This window comes from Paenibacillus sp. 3LSP (assembly GCF_032465655.1).
Classification (GTDB): Bacteria; Bacillota; Bacilli; order Paenibacillales; family Paenibacillaceae; genus Fontibacillus; species Fontibacillus barengoltzii.
On the sequence record NZ_JAWDJI010000228.1, the window covers coordinates 28246 to 45317 of the forward strand.

Here is a 17072-nt window from a genome sequence, read left to right on the forward strand (position 1 = left end):
TTAATGCACTCCTCCCAAGCCGAAGATCACATGAATCACGCCTACAATAAAAGCGGCTACAACGCCAAACACGATCACCGAACCCGCCAGCTTAAACATATTGGCCCCGACGCCAAGGACAAGGCCTTCTGCTCGGGATTCAATGGCCGAGGAGCACATGGAGTTGGCAAACCCCGTCACCGGGACAGCCGTACCGGCTCCAGCCCATTGGGCGATTTTGTCGTATACGCCAAACGAGGTGAGCACGACGGAGATCAAAATCAGGATCGCGACCGTAGGACTCGCTGCTTCCCGCGCGGACATGTCGGCAAAAGTCATAAACAGCTGCTGGATACATTGGCCAATAAAGCAGATGAACCCGCCGACCAGAAACGCCCTTACGCAGTTGCGCAAAACGTTGGTTTTCGGCTTATGCTGGTCGGCAACCTGCTGATACTCTTCCTCCGTCAGCAGCAGGTTGTTCAGCTTCACCCGAGCTCCCGGCTTGTTTTTTGCTTTTGCAGGCAAACGACATTCCTCCTTATTTTCCTAACTTGCACGGTATACTCATTATTTGTCATCCGGCGGCTTGTTATGTTTGGAAAATGATCCATGGATTTCGGCTCCAAACTGCTCAATGACAACACAAAGAAGCCCGCAGGAATCAAGTTCCGGCGGACTTGCATCAGGTGGGGCAAGGGAATTGCATCCTGTTATTATAAATATAGAAGGACGATCACTAACAGGATAAAGAGCAGACAGATCACCAGCCAATCCTTGGCATACCGTTCCATTCAGCTTAGCCTCCTCATTCGCCCATCGAACTGCTGCTTCTGCAGTATATGCTTTGCTTGGGAGCCGGGTGCTCATCAACGTTACAGCGATGCTGGAAATTCAGAACACAATCGCTGCATGGACAATCGAAAAAAGGTAGTTCATACTAGGAGAGGAAGATTCAACTTCGAGTGATTCTAAAATATCAAGTGCTGTAAATCGGGCCTTTGGAACCCGTATCTTTAGAAAAAGGAGAAGCAAACAATGAATGAAAAAACGCGCGAGCTATTTAAAGAACTGACGGAGTTTCCAGCGGCTCCTGGATTTGAACGAGAACTGCGGGCCCTCGTCAAACAGAAAATGTCGGCCTACACGCAGGAATTCGTGCAGGATAACCTTGGCGGGCTGTTCGGGGTCTTGCGCGGAGATGAGCAAGGGCCTCGGGTCATGGTGGCTGGTCATTTTGACGAAGTGGGCTTCATGACCACCGGAATCAGCGACAACGGAATGGTGTCGTTCCAACCGCTTGGCGGCTGGTGGAGTCAGGCCGTTTTGGCGCAACGCCTGCAAATCATTACGCCAAACGGGCCAATCGTCGGCGTCGTCGGATCGATTCCGACCCACCTGCTGGATGAGTCGCAGCGCAACAAGCCGGTAGATCTCAAATCGATGTATCTGGATATCGGCGCGGACAGCCGGGAGGAAGCCGAAGCCGCAGGGGTGCGGATCGGCCAGCAAATCGTGCCGATTTGCAAGTTCACCCCTCTCGTCAATCCGAAGAAAATTATGGCGAAAGCCTGGGATAACCGCTACGGCGTTGGATTAGCGATTGAACTGCTTGAAGCACTGCACGGTGAGAAGCTGCCAAATGTGCTTTATGCCGGGGCGAACGTGCAAGAAGAAGTTGGCCTTAGAGGTGCTCGGACAGCGGCGAACCTCATCAAGCCAGACATCTTCTTCGCCTTGGATGCCAGCGCCGCCAACGATATGACCGGCGACAAAAAAGCGTTTGGCCGGCTGGGTGAAGGCACCCTGCTGCGTATCCTCGACCCGACGATGATCACCCATCGCGGCTTGGTCGAATATATCCGTGATACGGCGGATACACACAAGATTAAGTACCAATATTTCGTGTCGCCGGGCGGCACGGATGCCGGTCAAGTGCATCTCAGCGGCACCGGCGTCCCCTCGAGCGTGATCGGTATTTGCTCCCGCTACATCCACACGTCCTCCTCGATCATCCACACGGATGATTACGCTGCAGCGAAGGAGCTGTTGATCCGCCTCGTGCGCGGACTGGATCGGACAACGCTGAACACAATTTTGGAGAACAGCTGAACCTCTCCGATTTGCAAAAACCGCAAGGCCTGACATAAACGGCCTTGCGGTTTTTTATGGTCTTTATTTTTTCCCTTCCAAAATGACAACGCCTCGGCCAGGGACTTGAACCGTCCCCGACACTTCCGTTTGCGCCAACAGGTCCTTATAAGCTTCGGACCCAATCTCCACCTCGGCGGGCCCTTCGTTATGGTTCAACAGGAACAAGAAAGCTTTGCCATCCTTCACGCGGCGTGCTACTTCAACGCCTTCTGGCGCATCCAGCAGCGGCTGGATCCCTTTCTCCTCGCAGAGGTTCTTCAGGAATCCTTGCAAGAAGGCGGCGTCCGGGCTGCTTGCCACATAATACGCGCGTCCTTTGCCAAACGAATTGACCGTCACGACCGGCATCCCCTGATAGAAATCAGAGCCGTATTCCGCCAGCACTTCCGCGCCTTCGGCGTGAATTAAATCGCACAAGAGGCCGCATTCATACTGTCCGGACAACGCACCCCAAGCTTCTTTCATCACGATTTGGTTCGTATGGCCCGGCAACAGAGCGTCGATTTCCTCTGCCCAAATACCTAGAACGGAGCGCAGCTCACCTGGATACCCGCCAAGCGTCACCAGATCGTTCTCGTTCACGATGCCGCTGAAGAAGGTGGTGACAAACGTACCTCCGCCAGCTACGAACTCCTCCACTTTCTTCGCAAAGCCCGGCTTCACCATATACATCACCGGGGCAATCAGGATTTCGTATTTGCTGAAATCCTCCTCCACTGACACCATGTCGCTCTCTACATGCATTTGGAACAACGTATCGTAATATTTGTGCACTTCATTGACGTAATTTAAGGCTACGGATGGGCCGCTGGAAAGCTCGATCGCCCAACGGTTCTCCCAGTCATAGACGATGCCGATCTTGGCTTCCGTCCGCGCATCCAACAGCGTATCGCCCAGCTGATCCAGCTCTCGGCCCAGCTCCGCTACTTCACGGAAGACCCGGGTATGCTCGTGGCCCACGTGCTCAATAACCGCCCCATGATATTTCTCGCACGCCCCAATCGAGCGGCGCAGCTGGAAGAACATGACCGTGTCGGCGCCGCGAGCTACGGCCTGATAGCTCCAAAGCCGCATTACGCCAGGGCGCTTCAGCGAGTTGTACGGCTGCCAGTTCTGCTGGCTTGGCGTCTGTTCCATCAGCATGAACGGAGCGCCGCTCTTCAACCCGCGCATCAAGTCATGAGCCATGGCCGTGAAGCTAACCGGCGTATCCAAGGACGGGTAGTTATCCCAAGAAACAATGTCCATAGATTTCGCCCATTTAAAGTAATCCAATTCCGGATAAAAGCCCATCAAGTTAGTGGTTACCGGAACGTTAGGCGTATGCTTCTTGATTTCGTCGTATTCCAGCTTGTAGCACTCCAGCAGCGAATCGGACTGGAAGCGCCGGTAATCCAGCGAAATTCCTTGGAAATTCGTACGGTTTCCGCCCCATTCTTCACTGAGTTCGTTAGGCACCACAATCTCTTCCCAATCATAAAACGTGTGGCCCCAGAATCGCGTATTCCATACCCGGTTGAGCTCATCCAGCGTCTTGTAACGTTCCCGCAGCCAGACGCGGAAGGCCGCTGCACAGTTGTCGCAATAGCAGTAGCCGCCGTATTCATTGGACACGTGCCAGATTAACAGCCCCGGATGATCCTTGTATCGTTCTGCCAGCTTGCCGGCCAGACGGGCAGCGTATTTGCAATAGGTCGGCGAATTGGGGCAAGAGTTATGACGTCCGCCAAACCGGCGTTTCCGTCCCTGCACGTCTACGCGCAGCACGTCCGGATATTTGTAAGCCATCCATGCCGGGTGAGCCCCAGTGCTGGTCGCCAGGCAGACATACACGCCGCTTTTATACAAGCGGTCGATCGTTTCGTCCAATTGTGCAAAGTCATACGTTTCCTCGCTCGGTTGAATCAGCGCCCAGGAAAAAACGTTGACCGTCGCCACATCAATCCCAGCCAGATTAAACATCCGCTCGTCCTCTTTCCAGACGTCTGGTCCCCACTGCTCTGGATTGTAGTCGCCGCCGTACCAAATCTTCGGCAGTTTCTCGTTGATCACCATATCCACATCCTTTTGCGATATATAACTTCTAAGTCCATTGTAAGGTTGAAATTTCCCGCTTTATATATAATAATTTCGAATTGTAATATAATTATATGGATCATACCTAGGAGGCATTTCGTACGATGAGTTCACGGGCCTTTACCCGTTTTGTCTTTTCACCGGCCGCCACGCCGGATCTTCCCTTACTCCTCGAAAGCGTCGGCTATAATCCAAATCAGGAAAAAATCGTCCGCCCGGACGGCTACCCTTATTACCATTGGCTGCATACCGCCGAGGGCGAGGGAGAGCTAACGTTCGGCAGCGGTACGTTCCTGCTTCAGCCAGGCAGCGGGATGCTGTTGCCGCCAGGTATGCCTCACGCTTATCAGGCCAAGCGGAGCTCGACATGGGAGACCTATTACCTCACCTTTGGCGGAGCGGCTGCCGGATCGATATTGGCTGCGTTTGGCATCCGGGAGGCCGTCCTGTTCCGCTGGGAACCGGAGGCCCCCATATCCCCGTTGCTCGGCCACTTGCTGAACCGGCTGGACAGCATTCAGGACCCGTTTGGCCTGGAGACCTCAACCGAGGTGTACCGGTTCCTCGCTGTCCTGAGCCAATTCGGCCAAGTAAGCAGCAGCGCTGTCCCGCGAATCATGGAGAAGCTGGGACCGTTGCTCGCCTGGATGGAGCGGGAATACGGCAATCCTAACGTGGGGCTGGATACGTTGGCGGAAGTAGCCGGAATGTCCGGGCGACATCTCAGCAAGCTGTTCCAGCAATCGTTTGGCATCGCCCCGTACAGTTACCTCACGCAAATGCGCATCCATAAGGCGAAGGAGCATCTGGCCAGCGAACCCGGCGTCACCGTCGCTGCGATTGCCGGCAAAACGGGATTTCGCGATGCCAGCCACTTCGTCGCCACGTTCCGCAAGCACACAGGCATGACGCCCCAGCAGTTCCGCAGGCTGCATTAGGGAGCGTTCAAGTCCGGGGCGGTACGGCGCATTCGTCTAACAAAGCCTAACCCAAAAGGGGAGGGCTTTTTTTCGTGGAAAACTGCACTTTTGCATTCATTTGACGCCGAGCGCCCCCCGCGAGAAATTCGGGGCTTTTCCTTCTAGCCTACGAGGTACGTCGCCCCCGCCTCCGTCTGGAAGCGTTCACCTTCCTGCACGGTGCGGCCGTCCGGCAAGCGGACGCTCAGGCCATGCAGCCCGCGCAGCGTGCACTCGCCGCCGGACGTTGACGTGATGCAGGCCGACGTCAGACGGCCCTCCTCCCACGTCATGTCGACGGTAAACCCTCCGCGGGCTCGCAGGCCGCTCACTTGCCCCCTCGTCCAGGCCGCAGGCAGGGCCGGCAGCAGGTCGATGCCGCCCATATGGCTTTGCAGCAGCATCTCGGCGATGCCGGCTGCTCCGCCGAAGTTGCCGTCGATCTGGAACGGCGGATGATCGTCGAACAGGTTCGGATACGTGGAACGCGACAGCAGCGTGTTCACGAACCGGTGAGCGGTGTCCCCGTCGCCCAGCCGGGCGTACAGGTTAATCAGCCAGGCGCAGCTCCAGCCGGTATGGCCTCCGCCGTTCCGGATGCGCTCCTCCAGCGTGCGGCGGACAGCTTCCGCCAGCTCCGGCGTCTGCCGCACCGTGATCGCATTGCCCGGGTAGAAGCCAACCAAATGGGACACGTGCCGATGTCCCGGCTCGGCTTCTGCAAACGGCTCGCTCCACTCCTGCAGCCGGCCGTCCGGGCCGATCTGCGGCTCAGCCATACGCGTGAGCGTATCGGCCAGCTCTTGTCGCCACGCCTCGTCAACCTTAAGAATTTCTGCGGCCCGAATCGTATGCTCCAACAGTTCACGGATCAAGAACAGATCCATCGTACTGCCAGCAGACACACTGCAAGGCTCTCCGCCATCCGGTGTCAGGAACTTGTTCTCCGGCGAAGTCGACGGGGCTGTAACCAGCCGTCCGTCCGGTCCGGGCACCAGCCAATCCTGGCAAAACTCGGCAGCTCCCTTCATCAGTGGATACGCCGTTTCCTGCAGAAACTGCTCGTCCAGCCCAAATTCGTAATGCTCCCATAAATGGCGGCACAGCCACACGCCGCCCATCGGCCAGAACGCCCAGCTGGCCTCGCCGTCCGATGGCGTGGATTGGCGCCATACATCCACATTGTGATGAGCGACCCAGCCCCGGGCGCCGTAATGAATCCGCGCCGTTCGGGCTCCGGTTACGCTAAGATCACGGATCAGCTCGAACAACGGCTCATGGCAATCGGCCAGCCCCGCCACCTCTGCGTGCCAATAATTCATTTGCGTATTGATGTTGGTCGTATACCCGCAGTTCCACGGCGGCTGCACATGCGGATTCCAGATGCCCTGCAGATGAGCAGCCTCCGTCCCCGTCCGGGAGCTGGCCATCAGCAAATATCGGCCGTAGTGAAAATACAACGACTCCAGCCCAAGGTCCGACTCTCCGCGGCGATAAGCCTCAAGCCGCTCGTCGGTCGGACGGGCTGCCCGCTCGGCGGCCTCCTCCGCGCGGCCCAGCCGCAGCTCAACGCGGCCGAACAGCCGGCGGTGATCCGCCTCATGGCGCTGACGCAGCTGCTCATAGCCAAGCGCTGCGGCCGCATCCAGCGCCGCCTGGCATCGCTCCGCCGGGTCGATGCCGCCGCTTCCCGGCGCCTGATCATAGCCGGCGTAATCCGTGGCGGCTGCCAGCAGCAGCGTCACCGCCTTCGCCCCGCTCACCGTCAGCCGGCCTGAGGCATCCGCCTGGGCTGTGCCGCCGCCCTCCGGCAGCACCAAGAGCTGGGCCACAAAAGTAAGGCCCAGGCCATCCTCGTATAAGACTGACTGCGGATGGTCTCCGCGATAGTTATCGGCAACATGGCTGGGAGCCTGGCCGCTCATGCCGATCCGTGCCATTCCGGCCGGCCCGCCGAAGGCTTGATGCCGAAGCGGTGAGTCCAGCGAAGCGGTTATCTGTACCGGTTCATTCCCCAGCGCAGTTATGCGGACAACCATCACCTGATCTACCGCACTAATGAATACCTCACGCTGATACTCCGCCTCACCGATTCGATAAACGGTCGTTGCAACCCCGGTCGCCAGATCCAACTCCCGTCGGAATCCTCGCACCTCGGCCCCCTTGGTCTCAGCCGCCGGATTTCCCTGCTCCAGCCATAAATCCCCCAGCGGCTGGTAGGATTCCGTGCGTCGGCCCAGCATTTTTGCATCTATCAGTTTCTCGGCTTCTTTGTATTTGCCGGCGAAGATCAGCTCCCTAGCCGGTTCGAGATGACGCAGTGCATCGTAGTTTTGCGGGTCCCGGGGAAAGCCCGACCACAACGTATCTTCATTCAAGGCAATTCGTTCCCGATGAATACCGCCGAACACCATCCCGCCGATTCGTCCATTGCCAATGGGGAGAGCTTCCTCCCAGCGGGAAGCAGGGCGCTTGTACCATAGCTTCCACTCCGTTTGCTCCAAATAGTTCATTTTCCTCGCCCTCCTACCGCCTGACTGATGTATATAATGGCATACTGGCGCAAAAAGGCCCGCACTACACGGGCCTTTTTGCAATCCTATTTAGATTGTTACTGCTAAGCTACAATTACAATTTCTTACCGGTAAACAATTCGACTCTCTTCTTCACCAATTCCGTATACTCGGCTTCCATCTTCTTCGCGCCGGCTTTGTCCAGCTCTTCAAGGAAAGCGTCATAAATCTTGTCGAAATCGGCTTCCTTCGCCAGAATCGCTTCCGGAATCCGCTTACGGATGATATCCTGCGTTTTTTGGTAAATCACTTGGTAATCGCCGTCCGTAGGAACAGGCATGTTGTACAGAGCGCCCCAATCCTTCGCAGGGAATGCATCTTCACCTGGGAACAGGTCTTTCCAAGTTGTTGCATTGTAAGCTTTCAACGTTTCTTTTTCAGCTTCGGTGTAGCCTGCCACGATTTGCTCAGGGAAGTTCGTGGTGTAGTAGTTGCCCGAAGGATCTTTCACGCCGTCACCATAGTTCGCACCGAAGATGCGGTACAAGCTGATGCCGGATTCCTTGGTGAAGTTCGTGCTGTCATTTACTTTACGTTCTTGAATGTCGGCTGGAATGACGCGTTGGCCGTTCTCATCAACCGTATAGTGTTTACCTTCTACGCCCCAGTTTCTCAAAACCTGACCTTCGTCAGAAGACAGCCAGTCGATAAATTTGATGGCGCGAACCGGATCTTTACATGCTGTGGTGATGCTGATTCCGTAGCCGTCAACGCCTGCTTGTTGGAAGGAATGATCTTCATATTCCTCCGTCAATGTAACCGGGAAGTGCGCGTAAGTGTACTCGTCTTTACCAGCTGTTTTCAACGCGTTTTCTGCATCCTGATATCCCCACTCTTGGTCGATCAGGCCAAGCACGCGGCCGCTGGCAATTTTCGCTTTGTATTGGTCTTCTTTTTGCACGAATGTATCTTTATCCAGGAGGCCTTCGTTATACATGTGATTCAGCCAACGGAAGTATTCCTTCTCTTCCGGACGTTTGTAATGCAGCATCGCCTCATAAGTTTCCGGATTGACATAATATTCGCCGTCGTCCGGTGCACCTGTTGTCAGGAACGCCGGGTTCGTTACCGTAATCATGATTCTCCAGTCATCGGCGCTCAGTGTCAGCGGAATGGTTGGCTGACCGTCTGTAGTCGGGTGTTTCTCTACATACTGCTTCAGCACGTTTTCAAAATCCTTAACCGTACGAATCTTCGGATATCCCAGCTCTTTCAAAACGCGTTGCTGGATTTCGAAGCCGCCGCCAGCGTCGAAGTACTGCTGATCCACGCCGCCATTCGTGAAGATAGAATAAATCGCAGGATCATCGTTGCTGTATTTCAGACGGTTCATATTTTCGCTGAAAATTTTCTTCAGGTTTGGTGCATGCTCTTCAATAAGCGGAGCCAAGTCGATAATGAGACCGGCATCCACCAGCTTGCTCAATTCCCCTTTGGCAAAAATTAGATCCGGAACGTCACCGCTTGCGGCCATCAGCGCGATTTTGTTTTCGCCGCCGCCGGCACCTACGTCAAACTCGGCTTCAAGCGTTACACCGGTTTTCTCTGTAATCACTTTGCCTACATCGTCCTGCATGTTGTTCCAGTTCGGGCTGGCATCCGCACCAAAGAAGGTAAAGGTGATCGGGCTGTTATCTGCGGACGCTTCCGCATTGCTTCCCGCGTTGCCGGTATTGCTGCTGTTGGCCGCATTGTTACCGTTACTTCCGCAACCCGCAACCAACACCGTACTCGCGAGCAAGATCGCCGCGAATGCTTTAGGGCTTTTCCACTTCATTTCTACGTTCCCCCTCGTCATCTTGATCAAACTTGTATTGTATGAACAGGCTTTCGCCTGCTGATACCTGAGTTGCTTCCCTCATTCCCGGCACTCACCGAGAAAAGTAAGGGCTTTCATCTTTGCTTTAAGAAAGAAGCACTTTCCATCCGCCGAGTGCCGCCCCGCCGCGAATTCAGCTTTGCGGCGGCGGAGCGGAGTTAGCGGCGTTACTCTATCGCGGGCTTGCTGCCGTCAGGATCTAGGGTTAAGCCTTGACGGCACCCAGCGTCATCCCGTCGACGAAGTAACGTTGCAAGAACGGATACACGATCAAGATCGGTACTGTAACGACGATCGTAATCGCCATTTTGATCGATTCCGGTGAGACCTGAGCCATCTGATTCGCCATATCATTGGCGTTGATCATTCTTGCGCCTTGGTTGGTGCTTTGCAAAATTTTCATCAACTCATATTGAAGCGTCGTCAAATGCGCTTTGTTCCCGTTGTACAGATAAGTGTCGAACCAAGAGTTCCATTGGCCTACCGCCAGGAACAAGGCGATCGTTGCCAGAACCGGCTTACAGAGCGGCAAAATCACTTTGTAATAAATCGTGAAATCGTTGGCTCCGTCCAGCTTGGCTGATTCCTGCAACGCATACGGCAGTCCGTCGATAAAGGAACGGATCACGAACACGTTAAACGCGCTGACCACCCCAGGCAGGATGTAAATCCAGAAAGTGCCGATCAAATCGAGATGGCGCATCAGCATATAGGTTGGAACCAACCCGCCGGAGAAGTACATCGTCAACGCCAGGAAGGTGGATACGAACTTCCGGGATTTGAAATCCGGCCGGCTAAGCGTATAGGCCAGCATCGATGCGCTGATCAAGCCAAGCACGGTCCCAAGCACGGTCCGGTAAATCGTAATTTTAAAGCCGGTAATCAGGCTGGAATAATTAAAGATCGTTTTATAGTTCTCCAAAGTGAATTCCCGAGGCCAAATGTAGATGCCGCCTCGAACCGTATCGGTGGAATCATTGAAGGAGATCGCCAACACGTTCAGGAAAGGATACAACGTGATGACCAAAATAACGCTCATCAGGATGATGTTGCAAATGTTGAAAATTTTATCGCCCCGCGTATCATTAAAGCCTCTGCTTGAACTTGCCATCGCCCTTCTCCCTCCCTTACATGATGCTCTCTTTTGTCGTTTTCTTCATGATTCCGTTGGCCGTAAGCAGCAGGATGATGCTGACTACGGAAGTGAACATACTGATGGCTGTACCGTAGGAGAAACGGCTAATATTGATACCGTAGTTCAGTGCATACAAGTCCAGCACTTCGGAATAGTCCGTTACGAGCGAGTTACTTAGCTGGAACTGCTTCTCGAACCCGATGCCGATCAAATGGCCGATCGACATGATCAGCAGTACCGAAATCGTCGTCCGGATCCCCGGAAGCGTAATGTTCCAAATTTGCCGGAAGCGTCCGGCTCCATCAACCCGTGCCGCTTCATACAATTCTTTATCGATGCCGGTGATTGCCGCCAAGTAAATGATGGCGTTCCAACCGGTTTCTTTCCACACATCGGAAGCGGTTACAATTCCCCAAAACCATTTCCCTTGGGCCATGAATTGGATCGGTTCGTCAATGATATGCAAGGAAACCAAGATTTCGTTGACGATCCCGCCGTCGATCGAGAGCATTTTCGTCACGATCCCCGCAACGACAACCCAGGATACAAAGTGCGGCAGATAGGAAACTGTCTGAACCGTTCGTTTAAAATACTTGCCGCGCAGCTCGTTCAACAACACCGCAAAAGTAATCGGAATGACGAATCCCGCGACCAGCCCCATTAAACTCATCGCCAGCGTATTTCGGAGGACCAGGTAAAACCGCTCGTCCTGGAACAAGTCCACGAAGTTTTTAAATCCTACCCATTTTTGCTCCGAGAAGGATTTCGCCGGCTTATAGTTTTGGAAAGCCATCGTCCATCCCCACACTGGCAGGTAGTTAAATACAAACAACCAGATCACGAATGGCATGGACATTAAGTATAAGTACTTTTGCTGCAAAATGCTCCGCCAGATACCGTTCTTCCGCTTCTTCTGCGGCGCAGGGGTTGCGCTTACATTTTTGGTTTCAGGCTGAGTTGACAGCGTTTCCATCTCGATTTCTCCCCCCTTGTCTGCTATAGCTTAATGATAAGGGAGGAGCGGCTCACGAAATACCCGACAGATTTCAAACAAAACCATATAAAAATTAGAGATTGCCTCCCGCTGGGATCGTAAAGCTGATCTTCGTCCCTGCGCCATATTCGCTGACGATCCGCAATCCGTGCTCTTCCCCATAGGAGAGGACAAGCCTTTGATGCACGTTACGCAGCCCGATGCGCCCCTGTTCCGGTTCCTTTGAACCGGAGATAAAACGCATGACCTCTTCAAGCCGCTCCGGAGTCATTCCCATTCCGTTATCCTGTACCGAGACGCGAACCAATCCCTTGTCTCTCTGAATATTCACCTCAACATGGACGCCTTCTTCCTTGTCCTCCACCCCGTGCACGACCGCGTTCTCAACGAGCGGCTGAATGATCAGCGGCGGTACCCGAATGGCGCTGGCTGCAGGATCAATAGTTAAGGAATAAGTTAAGCGGTCCTCATAACGAAACTTCTGAATTTCCAGATAGGAGCTGACCATTTCCAGCTCTTCCTTCAACGGTGTGCTTTCCCGCCCGACTTCCAAATTTTTGCGCATCATCTTGCCTAGCAGCCGGACCACGTTGGCGATTTCTTTGTCCCCCTTCAGATGAGCGTTCATCCGGATGGATTCCAATGCGTTAAACAAAAAATGCGGATTAATCTGACTGGCCATCATCTTTAGCTTGATCTCGCGTTGAGCCAGCTCCAGAGCGTTATTTTGTTCTGTTTTCTCAACGACCTGGTTCATGAGCCGGCGGATACTATCCACCATGTAGTTGAACTGCCGAGACAGCTGGCCAATCTCATCGTTCCCATCGATCCGCGATACGACGTTGAGGTCCCCTAAAGCCAGACGATTTAAGTGCCGGCTTAGCCGCAGCATCCGGTTGGTAGTCAAGAAAGAGACGGTGTATACGAATACCAGCGCAATCAGCAATACGAGTAGAATGATCAGCAATCCGACAAGGCTTACGGTATTGGCGTCCTTCACAATCGGCTCCGTCGCAAATACGGAAATAAACTTTAGCCCGTTCATGCTGGCTTCCGGATTCAAGGTGTCGATAACGAGATAGGATGGAACCCCCTGGATATCCACCTGAAACGTCCCCTTTTGCTGGGTTCGCAAGTCGATGCCGTAATCTAGATCTTCCAGTGTCTTGCCGACGATCGCCGGATTATTGGCGGCCACCACATAACCAAAATCATCGGTGATCAGCGTCTCAAAAGGCTCTTGCTGCAGCATCCGGTTGAGTTCCTCCTGATTCATAATGACCATAAGAACTCCGCTTTTCTTCGTTCCTTTAAAAGAGATCTGCCGAACGAGACTGAGCCGCTTCACTGGAACCTCCTGCTTGTCGTCAATGTAAAACCACCCGATGTCTTTGTTCTTCATCGCTTGTTGGTACCAATACATCCCCTTGATCTCCTCATTCACCGGGATTAATTCCAGGTTGTTGATCAAGGTCGGATTATCGTAATAGAAACGAATCCCCGACACTTCCCGATAGGTTCTGTCGTAAGCGCGAAAATCATTGTAATTGAGGTACGCTTTGGTCAGCTCCAACACATTGGGATACGGAGTGCTGACGATCTTCTCCAGCCCTTCATCGAGCATAAAAATATCGGAGATGTCCATCGGCACCCGAAGCAACGCGGCGGTCCGGGTTTTCACCTTCTCGACGTTATTGGTAGTTTGGGCGATCGCCCGATCCATGGCTTGATTGCGAAAGTAAGCGGTTACGGCAACGCCGACAATCAGGACCGGAATCATGACCACGACGATATAGGAAATGAGCAGCTTATGCTTCAACCGCAAATTATTGGTGATGCGAATCAGTTTGCTTATCAAATCGGATCACCTCTCATCTAAATGGAAATATCCCCTTCATCCAAGGGAAAGGGGATATTTCAGTTACCCCGGGCACGTACCGTGCGCCGGGGATGTCTGTCACATATTAAATTAAGATGCGATCGAGGTCTAGGACCAATTATTTCAAGGTGATTTGCAGTTCGGTTTTGCCTGTGAAAGCCTCCACTTTTACAGCGCCATTACTGGACAACGTAGCCCCTTGCACCGATTCCGCTTCGCCCATGCCGTGCAATGTTACGTAGAACGGTTTGCCCGCGCCTTCCGCAGTCACCTTCACAAGCTTGCCTTCGCGAACGACTGTAACTTGAAGCTCAGCTTCGCCTTTAATGTTGCGTACCGTACGGGATACGGTTGCCCCGTCTTCGATCGCATACAAGCCAAGTTGGACTTCATTGGCATAGTCGTAATCTGGACGAACATCGTTAGCTCCTGTCGCCAGAATCGAGTTCGGGCGAACGAACAGCGGCAAGCTGAAGAAGTCGTATTTCTCTTTGCGCCATTTGCCGCCTTCCACCGTCTGTCCCGACAGCAAATGCGTCCACTGGCCATCCGGCAGGTAGTAAGTTACGTCGCCTTGTTCGCTGAACACCGGCGCTACTAGCAGCGAGTCGCCCAGCATATATTGACGGTCCAATGTTTCGGCGGCCGGATCGTCCGGAAATTCCAGGAACATCGCCCGCATCGTTGGCACGCCTTGCTGCGTCGCTTGGAACGCAATGTCGAACATATACGGCATCAAACGGCATTTTAGCTTGGTGAAGAACCGGGTTACGTCCACTGCCTCGTCATCATAAGCCCAAGGCACGCGGTAGGAGCTGCTGCCGTGCAGACGGCTGTGGCTGGACAGCAAGCCGAAGGCCAGCCAACGCTTGAACACATGCGCCGGAGCGGTGTTCTCAAAGCCGCCGATATCGTGGCTCCAGAAGCCGAAGCCGGCGAGACCCAGCGACAAGCCGCCGCGAAGGCTTTCCGCCATCGACTCATAATCGGCGTAGCAGTCGCCGCCCCAGTGAACCGGGAACTTCTGACCGCCGACGGTTGCCGAACGGGCGAACAAGGCGGCTTCATTTTTGCCCAGCTTCTCTTCCAGTACTTCAAAAACAACTTTGTTGTACAGGTACGTATAGTAGTTATGCATTTTCACTGGATCGGAGCCATCGTGATACACGACATCCGTTGGAATCCGTTCGCCGAAGTCGGTTTTGAAGCAGTCGACGCCCATGTCGATCAGCTCCCGCAAATATCCGGCAAACCATTCGCAAGCCGCCGGATTTGTGAAGTCTACCAGCGCCATACCCGGCTGCCAAAGGTTCCATTGCCATACGTCACCGTTTGCTTTTTTCACGAGGTAACCGTTCTTCTTCCCTTCCTCAAACAGACGGGAGCGCTGACCGATGTACGGGTTGATCCAAACGCAAATTTTCAAGCCTTTCTCCTTCAGGCGCTTCAGCATGCCCACTGGATCCGGGAATACGCGCTCATCCCATTTGAAGTCCGTCCAATGGAATTCACGCATCCAGAAGCAGTCGAAGTGGAAGACGTGCAGCGGCAAATCACGCTCTGCCATGCCGTCCACAAAGGAGTTAACGGTCGCCTCGTCATAGTCGGTTGTAAACGAGGTCGTCAGCCACAAGCCAAAGCTCCACGCCGGAGGAAGGGACGGTTTGCCGGTCAGATCGGTGTACTTGTTCAGCACATCCTTTGGCTCCGGACCGTCGATGACGAAATATTCCAGCGATTCGCCGGGAACACTAAATTGTACTTTTTTGACTTTTTCCGATGCGACTTCAAACGAAACCGCACCCGGATCGTTTACAAACACGCCATATCCTTTATTTGTCACGTAAAAAGGAATGTTCTTATAGGACTGCTCAGAGCTTGTCCCGCCGTCCTTGTTCCAGATGTCAACCACTTGACCGTTCTTGAGGAACGAGGTGAAGCGTTCGCCCAAACCATACACCCATTCGCCGACGCGCAGGTCAAGCTCTTCGCGCATATAGGTGTTGCCGCCTCTTTCGGTGATATGCGCCATCGATTTGTAGCCGCTGCCGGTAATCCGCTCGTCGCCGCGGAAGAAGTCCACGGACCATTGCGGGCCTTTGTTAATGCGGACGCTAAGGTTGCCGCTCTTGAGCTCGGCATAATGCTCGGTTTCGGTTATCTCGGCATGGTCGCCGCCCTTTGCCAATTCAAAATGAGGACCATGGTCCACTGTCCCCGCAAAATGGATCAGCTTAACACCAATGACCCCCGGCAACGGAGAGTGGAACTGCATCGTCAGCAATGTCGTATTAATCATATCGCCCCGGCCGCGAAGCGGAGTTGTGGAGGCGGAGGCAATTAAAGTATGGTCTTTGACTTGAAAATCATAGGCCTGCACCGCGGTGGAGAGCGTAAACTCCTCGCGAATCAGCCAGTTGCCATCGGTAAACTTCATGGGTGGAATACCGCCTTTCGTCACATTGTTTTTCTTATGAAAACGCTCTATACTTGCATTATACTGATATCACTCAAATAAAACTAACATTATCAAGCCAAAATATAACACTATTTTGATGAGGTGACCGTATATGGATCAGGCGCTTCGCCGCTCTCTGAAAGAGAGCAAGAGTCACGGCAACGAGCGGCAGCCGTTTGGAACCTATTGGTACCGCTATGGCCCTGGTGAACATGTCATCGACTGCCATTGGCATGATGAAGCCGAGTTCTTCTATTGCCTGGAAGGCGAGACGCTGTTTCAGGTCGATACCGATTACTTCCCGGTTCGTGCCGGGGAAGCGGTGTTTATCGACGGCGGCGACATTCACGCCGCCCATGCGCATGGTGAGCAGGGCTGCGCATTCTTCTCACTCGTATTCGATACGCAGCTGCTAGCCAGCGCACATTATGATGCGGTCCAGGAGAACCTGGTGCTGCCCTTGCAGGAACGGAAGGCGACGTTTCCTCGCCATATCCGGCGCGAGACCGCGGCAGACTTATCACTTCTGGAGCATATCGTGACGTTGATGCGCAGCTGCAGCACCGAGGCGCCCGGCTATGAAGGCGCCGTCAAAGGGCATCTCTACTTGATGCTGTCGGAGATCGCGGCTACCGGCCGGGCCGTCAACCGCTCCTATAGCAGCACCCGCAGCGAATCGTCCAAAATCGACCGGCTCAAAACGGTCATTCAGCATATTCAGCAGAACTACAGCCATCCCATCCGGCTGGCGGAGCTGGCGGCGCTGATTCCGATGAGCGAAGGACAGTTTTGCCGCTTCTTTAAGTCGATGACCCGACAGACGCCGATGGATTATATCAATTCGTACCGGATCCGCCAGGCCGCCGAGCTGCTGCGCGATCCGGAACGAAAAATCTCCGATATCGCGCTGGAGGTCGGCTTCGACAACATCAGCTACTTCATCCGCGTGTTCCGTAAAGCGATGAATTGCTCGCCTTCGGAATTCCGCAAACGGCTACATGCTTCGGTTGAGGTCTAAATTCCCTGGAGGGGGCTGTTTCCCCATT

At 53.9% G+C, this 17072-nt stretch carries 11 protein-coding genes; 3 read left to right on the forward strand and 8 right to left on the reverse strand.

Going from position 1 to position 17072, the window contains the following annotated elements; all coding sequences use genetic code 11:
• The gene (gene spoVAC, locus RW092_RS19750) at positions 1-507 is read right to left on the reverse strand and encodes a stage V sporulation protein AC (RefSeq protein ID WP_085168809.1); all 507 of its coding nucleotides are present in this window, start codon (positions 505-507) and stop codon (positions 1-3) included.
• A gap of 510 nt (positions 508-1017) precedes the next feature.
• On the opposite strand from spoVAC, the gene RW092_RS19755 reads away from it, so the two are divergent.
• Positions 1018-2091: a M42 family metallopeptidase gene (locus RW092_RS19755; protein WP_085168807.1), complete on the forward strand. Its 1074-nt coding sequence runs from the start codon at positions 1018-1020 to the stop codon at positions 2089-2091.
• 63 nt (positions 2092-2154) lie between these two features.
• Here the strand turns inward: RW092_RS19755 and RW092_RS19760 are convergent, their stop codons facing one another.
• Positions 2155-4185, reverse strand: a complete 2031-nt coding sequence (locus RW092_RS19760) for a beta-galactosidase (protein ID WP_316011053.1) — start codon at positions 4183-4185, stop codon at positions 2155-2157.
• Between the two features lie 128 nt (positions 4186-4313).
• Here RW092_RS19760 and RW092_RS19765 point away from each other — a divergent pair, with 128 nt between their 5' ends.
• Positions 4314-5147 carry an AraC family transcriptional regulator gene (locus tag RW092_RS19765; protein WP_016311362.1) on the forward strand — a complete coding sequence of 278 codons (834 nt, stop codon included), beginning with the start codon at positions 4314-4316 and terminating at the stop codon, positions 5145-5147.
• A gap of 143 nt (positions 5148-5290) precedes the next feature.
• Here the strand turns inward: RW092_RS19765 and RW092_RS19770 are convergent, their stop codons facing one another.
• The 6 genes from RW092_RS19770 to yicI all read right to left on the reverse strand — a co-directional run bounded on the left by RW092_RS19770 (position 5291) and on the right by yicI (position 16005).
• Positions 5291-7681: a glycoside hydrolase family 95 protein gene (locus RW092_RS19770; protein WP_316011054.1), complete on the reverse strand. Its 2391-nt coding sequence runs from the start codon at positions 7679-7681 to the stop codon at positions 5291-5293.
• A gap of 115 nt (positions 7682-7796) precedes the next feature.
• Complete coding sequence (locus RW092_RS19775; protein ID WP_009224199.1) at positions 7797-9518, reverse strand: ABC transporter substrate-binding protein; 1722 nt, start codon at positions 9516-9518, stop codon at positions 7797-7799.
• A gap of 247 nt (positions 9519-9765) precedes the next feature.
• Positions 9766-10671, reverse strand: a complete 906-nt coding sequence (locus RW092_RS19780; protein ID WP_009224200.1) for a carbohydrate ABC transporter permease — start codon at positions 10669-10671, stop codon at positions 9766-9768.
• Between the two features lie 16 nt (positions 10672-10687).
• Positions 10688-11668: an ABC transporter permease gene (locus tag RW092_RS19785; protein ID WP_085168801.1), complete on the reverse strand. Its 981-nt coding sequence runs from the start codon at positions 11666-11668 to the stop codon at positions 10688-10690.
• Between the two features lie 94 nt (positions 11669-11762).
• Positions 11763-13547, reverse strand: a complete 1785-nt coding sequence (locus tag RW092_RS19790; RefSeq protein WP_316011055.1) for a sensor histidine kinase — start codon at positions 13545-13547, stop codon at positions 11763-11765.
• Positions 13548-13686: 139 nt separating this feature from the next.
• A complete protein-coding gene (gene yicI / locus RW092_RS19795) occupies positions 13687-16005 on the reverse strand; it encodes an alpha-xylosidase (RefSeq protein WP_316011056.1) in 2319 nt (772 codons plus the stop codon).
• A 133-nt stretch (positions 16006-16138) separates the two neighbouring features.
• On the opposite strand from yicI, the gene RW092_RS19800 reads away from it, so the two are divergent.
• A complete protein-coding gene (locus tag RW092_RS19800; protein WP_016311356.1) occupies positions 16139-17044 on the forward strand; it encodes an AraC family transcriptional regulator in 906 nt (301 codons plus the stop codon).
• Positions 17045-17072 lie beyond the last annotated feature (28 nt).

Bases quoted from the DNA above. Each gene is read 5' to 3' on its own strand.
- RW092_RS19785 (WP_085168801.1), bottom strand. From the start codon at position 11,668: ATGGAAACGCTGTCAACTCAGCCTGAAACCAAAAATGTAAGCGCAACC.
- RW092_RS19765 (WP_016311362.1), top strand. From the start codon at position 4,314: ATGAGTTCACGGGCCTTTACCCGTTTTGTCTTTTCACCGGCCGCCACG.
- yicI (WP_316011056.1), bottom strand. From the start codon at position 16,005: ATGAAGTTTACCGATGGCAACTGGCTGATTCGCGAGGAGTTTACGCTC.
- RW092_RS19770 (WP_316011054.1), bottom strand. From the start codon at position 7,681: ATGAACTATTTGGAGCAAACGGAGTGGAAGCTATGGTACAAGCGCCCT.
- RW092_RS19780 (WP_009224200.1), bottom strand. From the start codon at position 10,671: ATGGCAAGTTCAAGCAGAGGCTTTAATGATACGCGGGGCGATAAAATT.
- RW092_RS19755 (WP_085168807.1), top strand. From the start codon at position 1,018: ATGAATGAAAAAACGCGCGAGCTATTTAAAGAACTGACGGAGTTTCCA.
- RW092_RS19800 (WP_016311356.1), top strand. From the start codon at position 16,139: ATGGATCAGGCGCTTCGCCGCTCTCTGAAAGAGAGCAAGAGTCACGGC.
- RW092_RS19775 (WP_009224199.1), bottom strand. From the start codon at position 9,518: ATGAAGTGGAAAAGCCCTAAAGCATTCGCGGCGATCTTGCTCGCGAGT.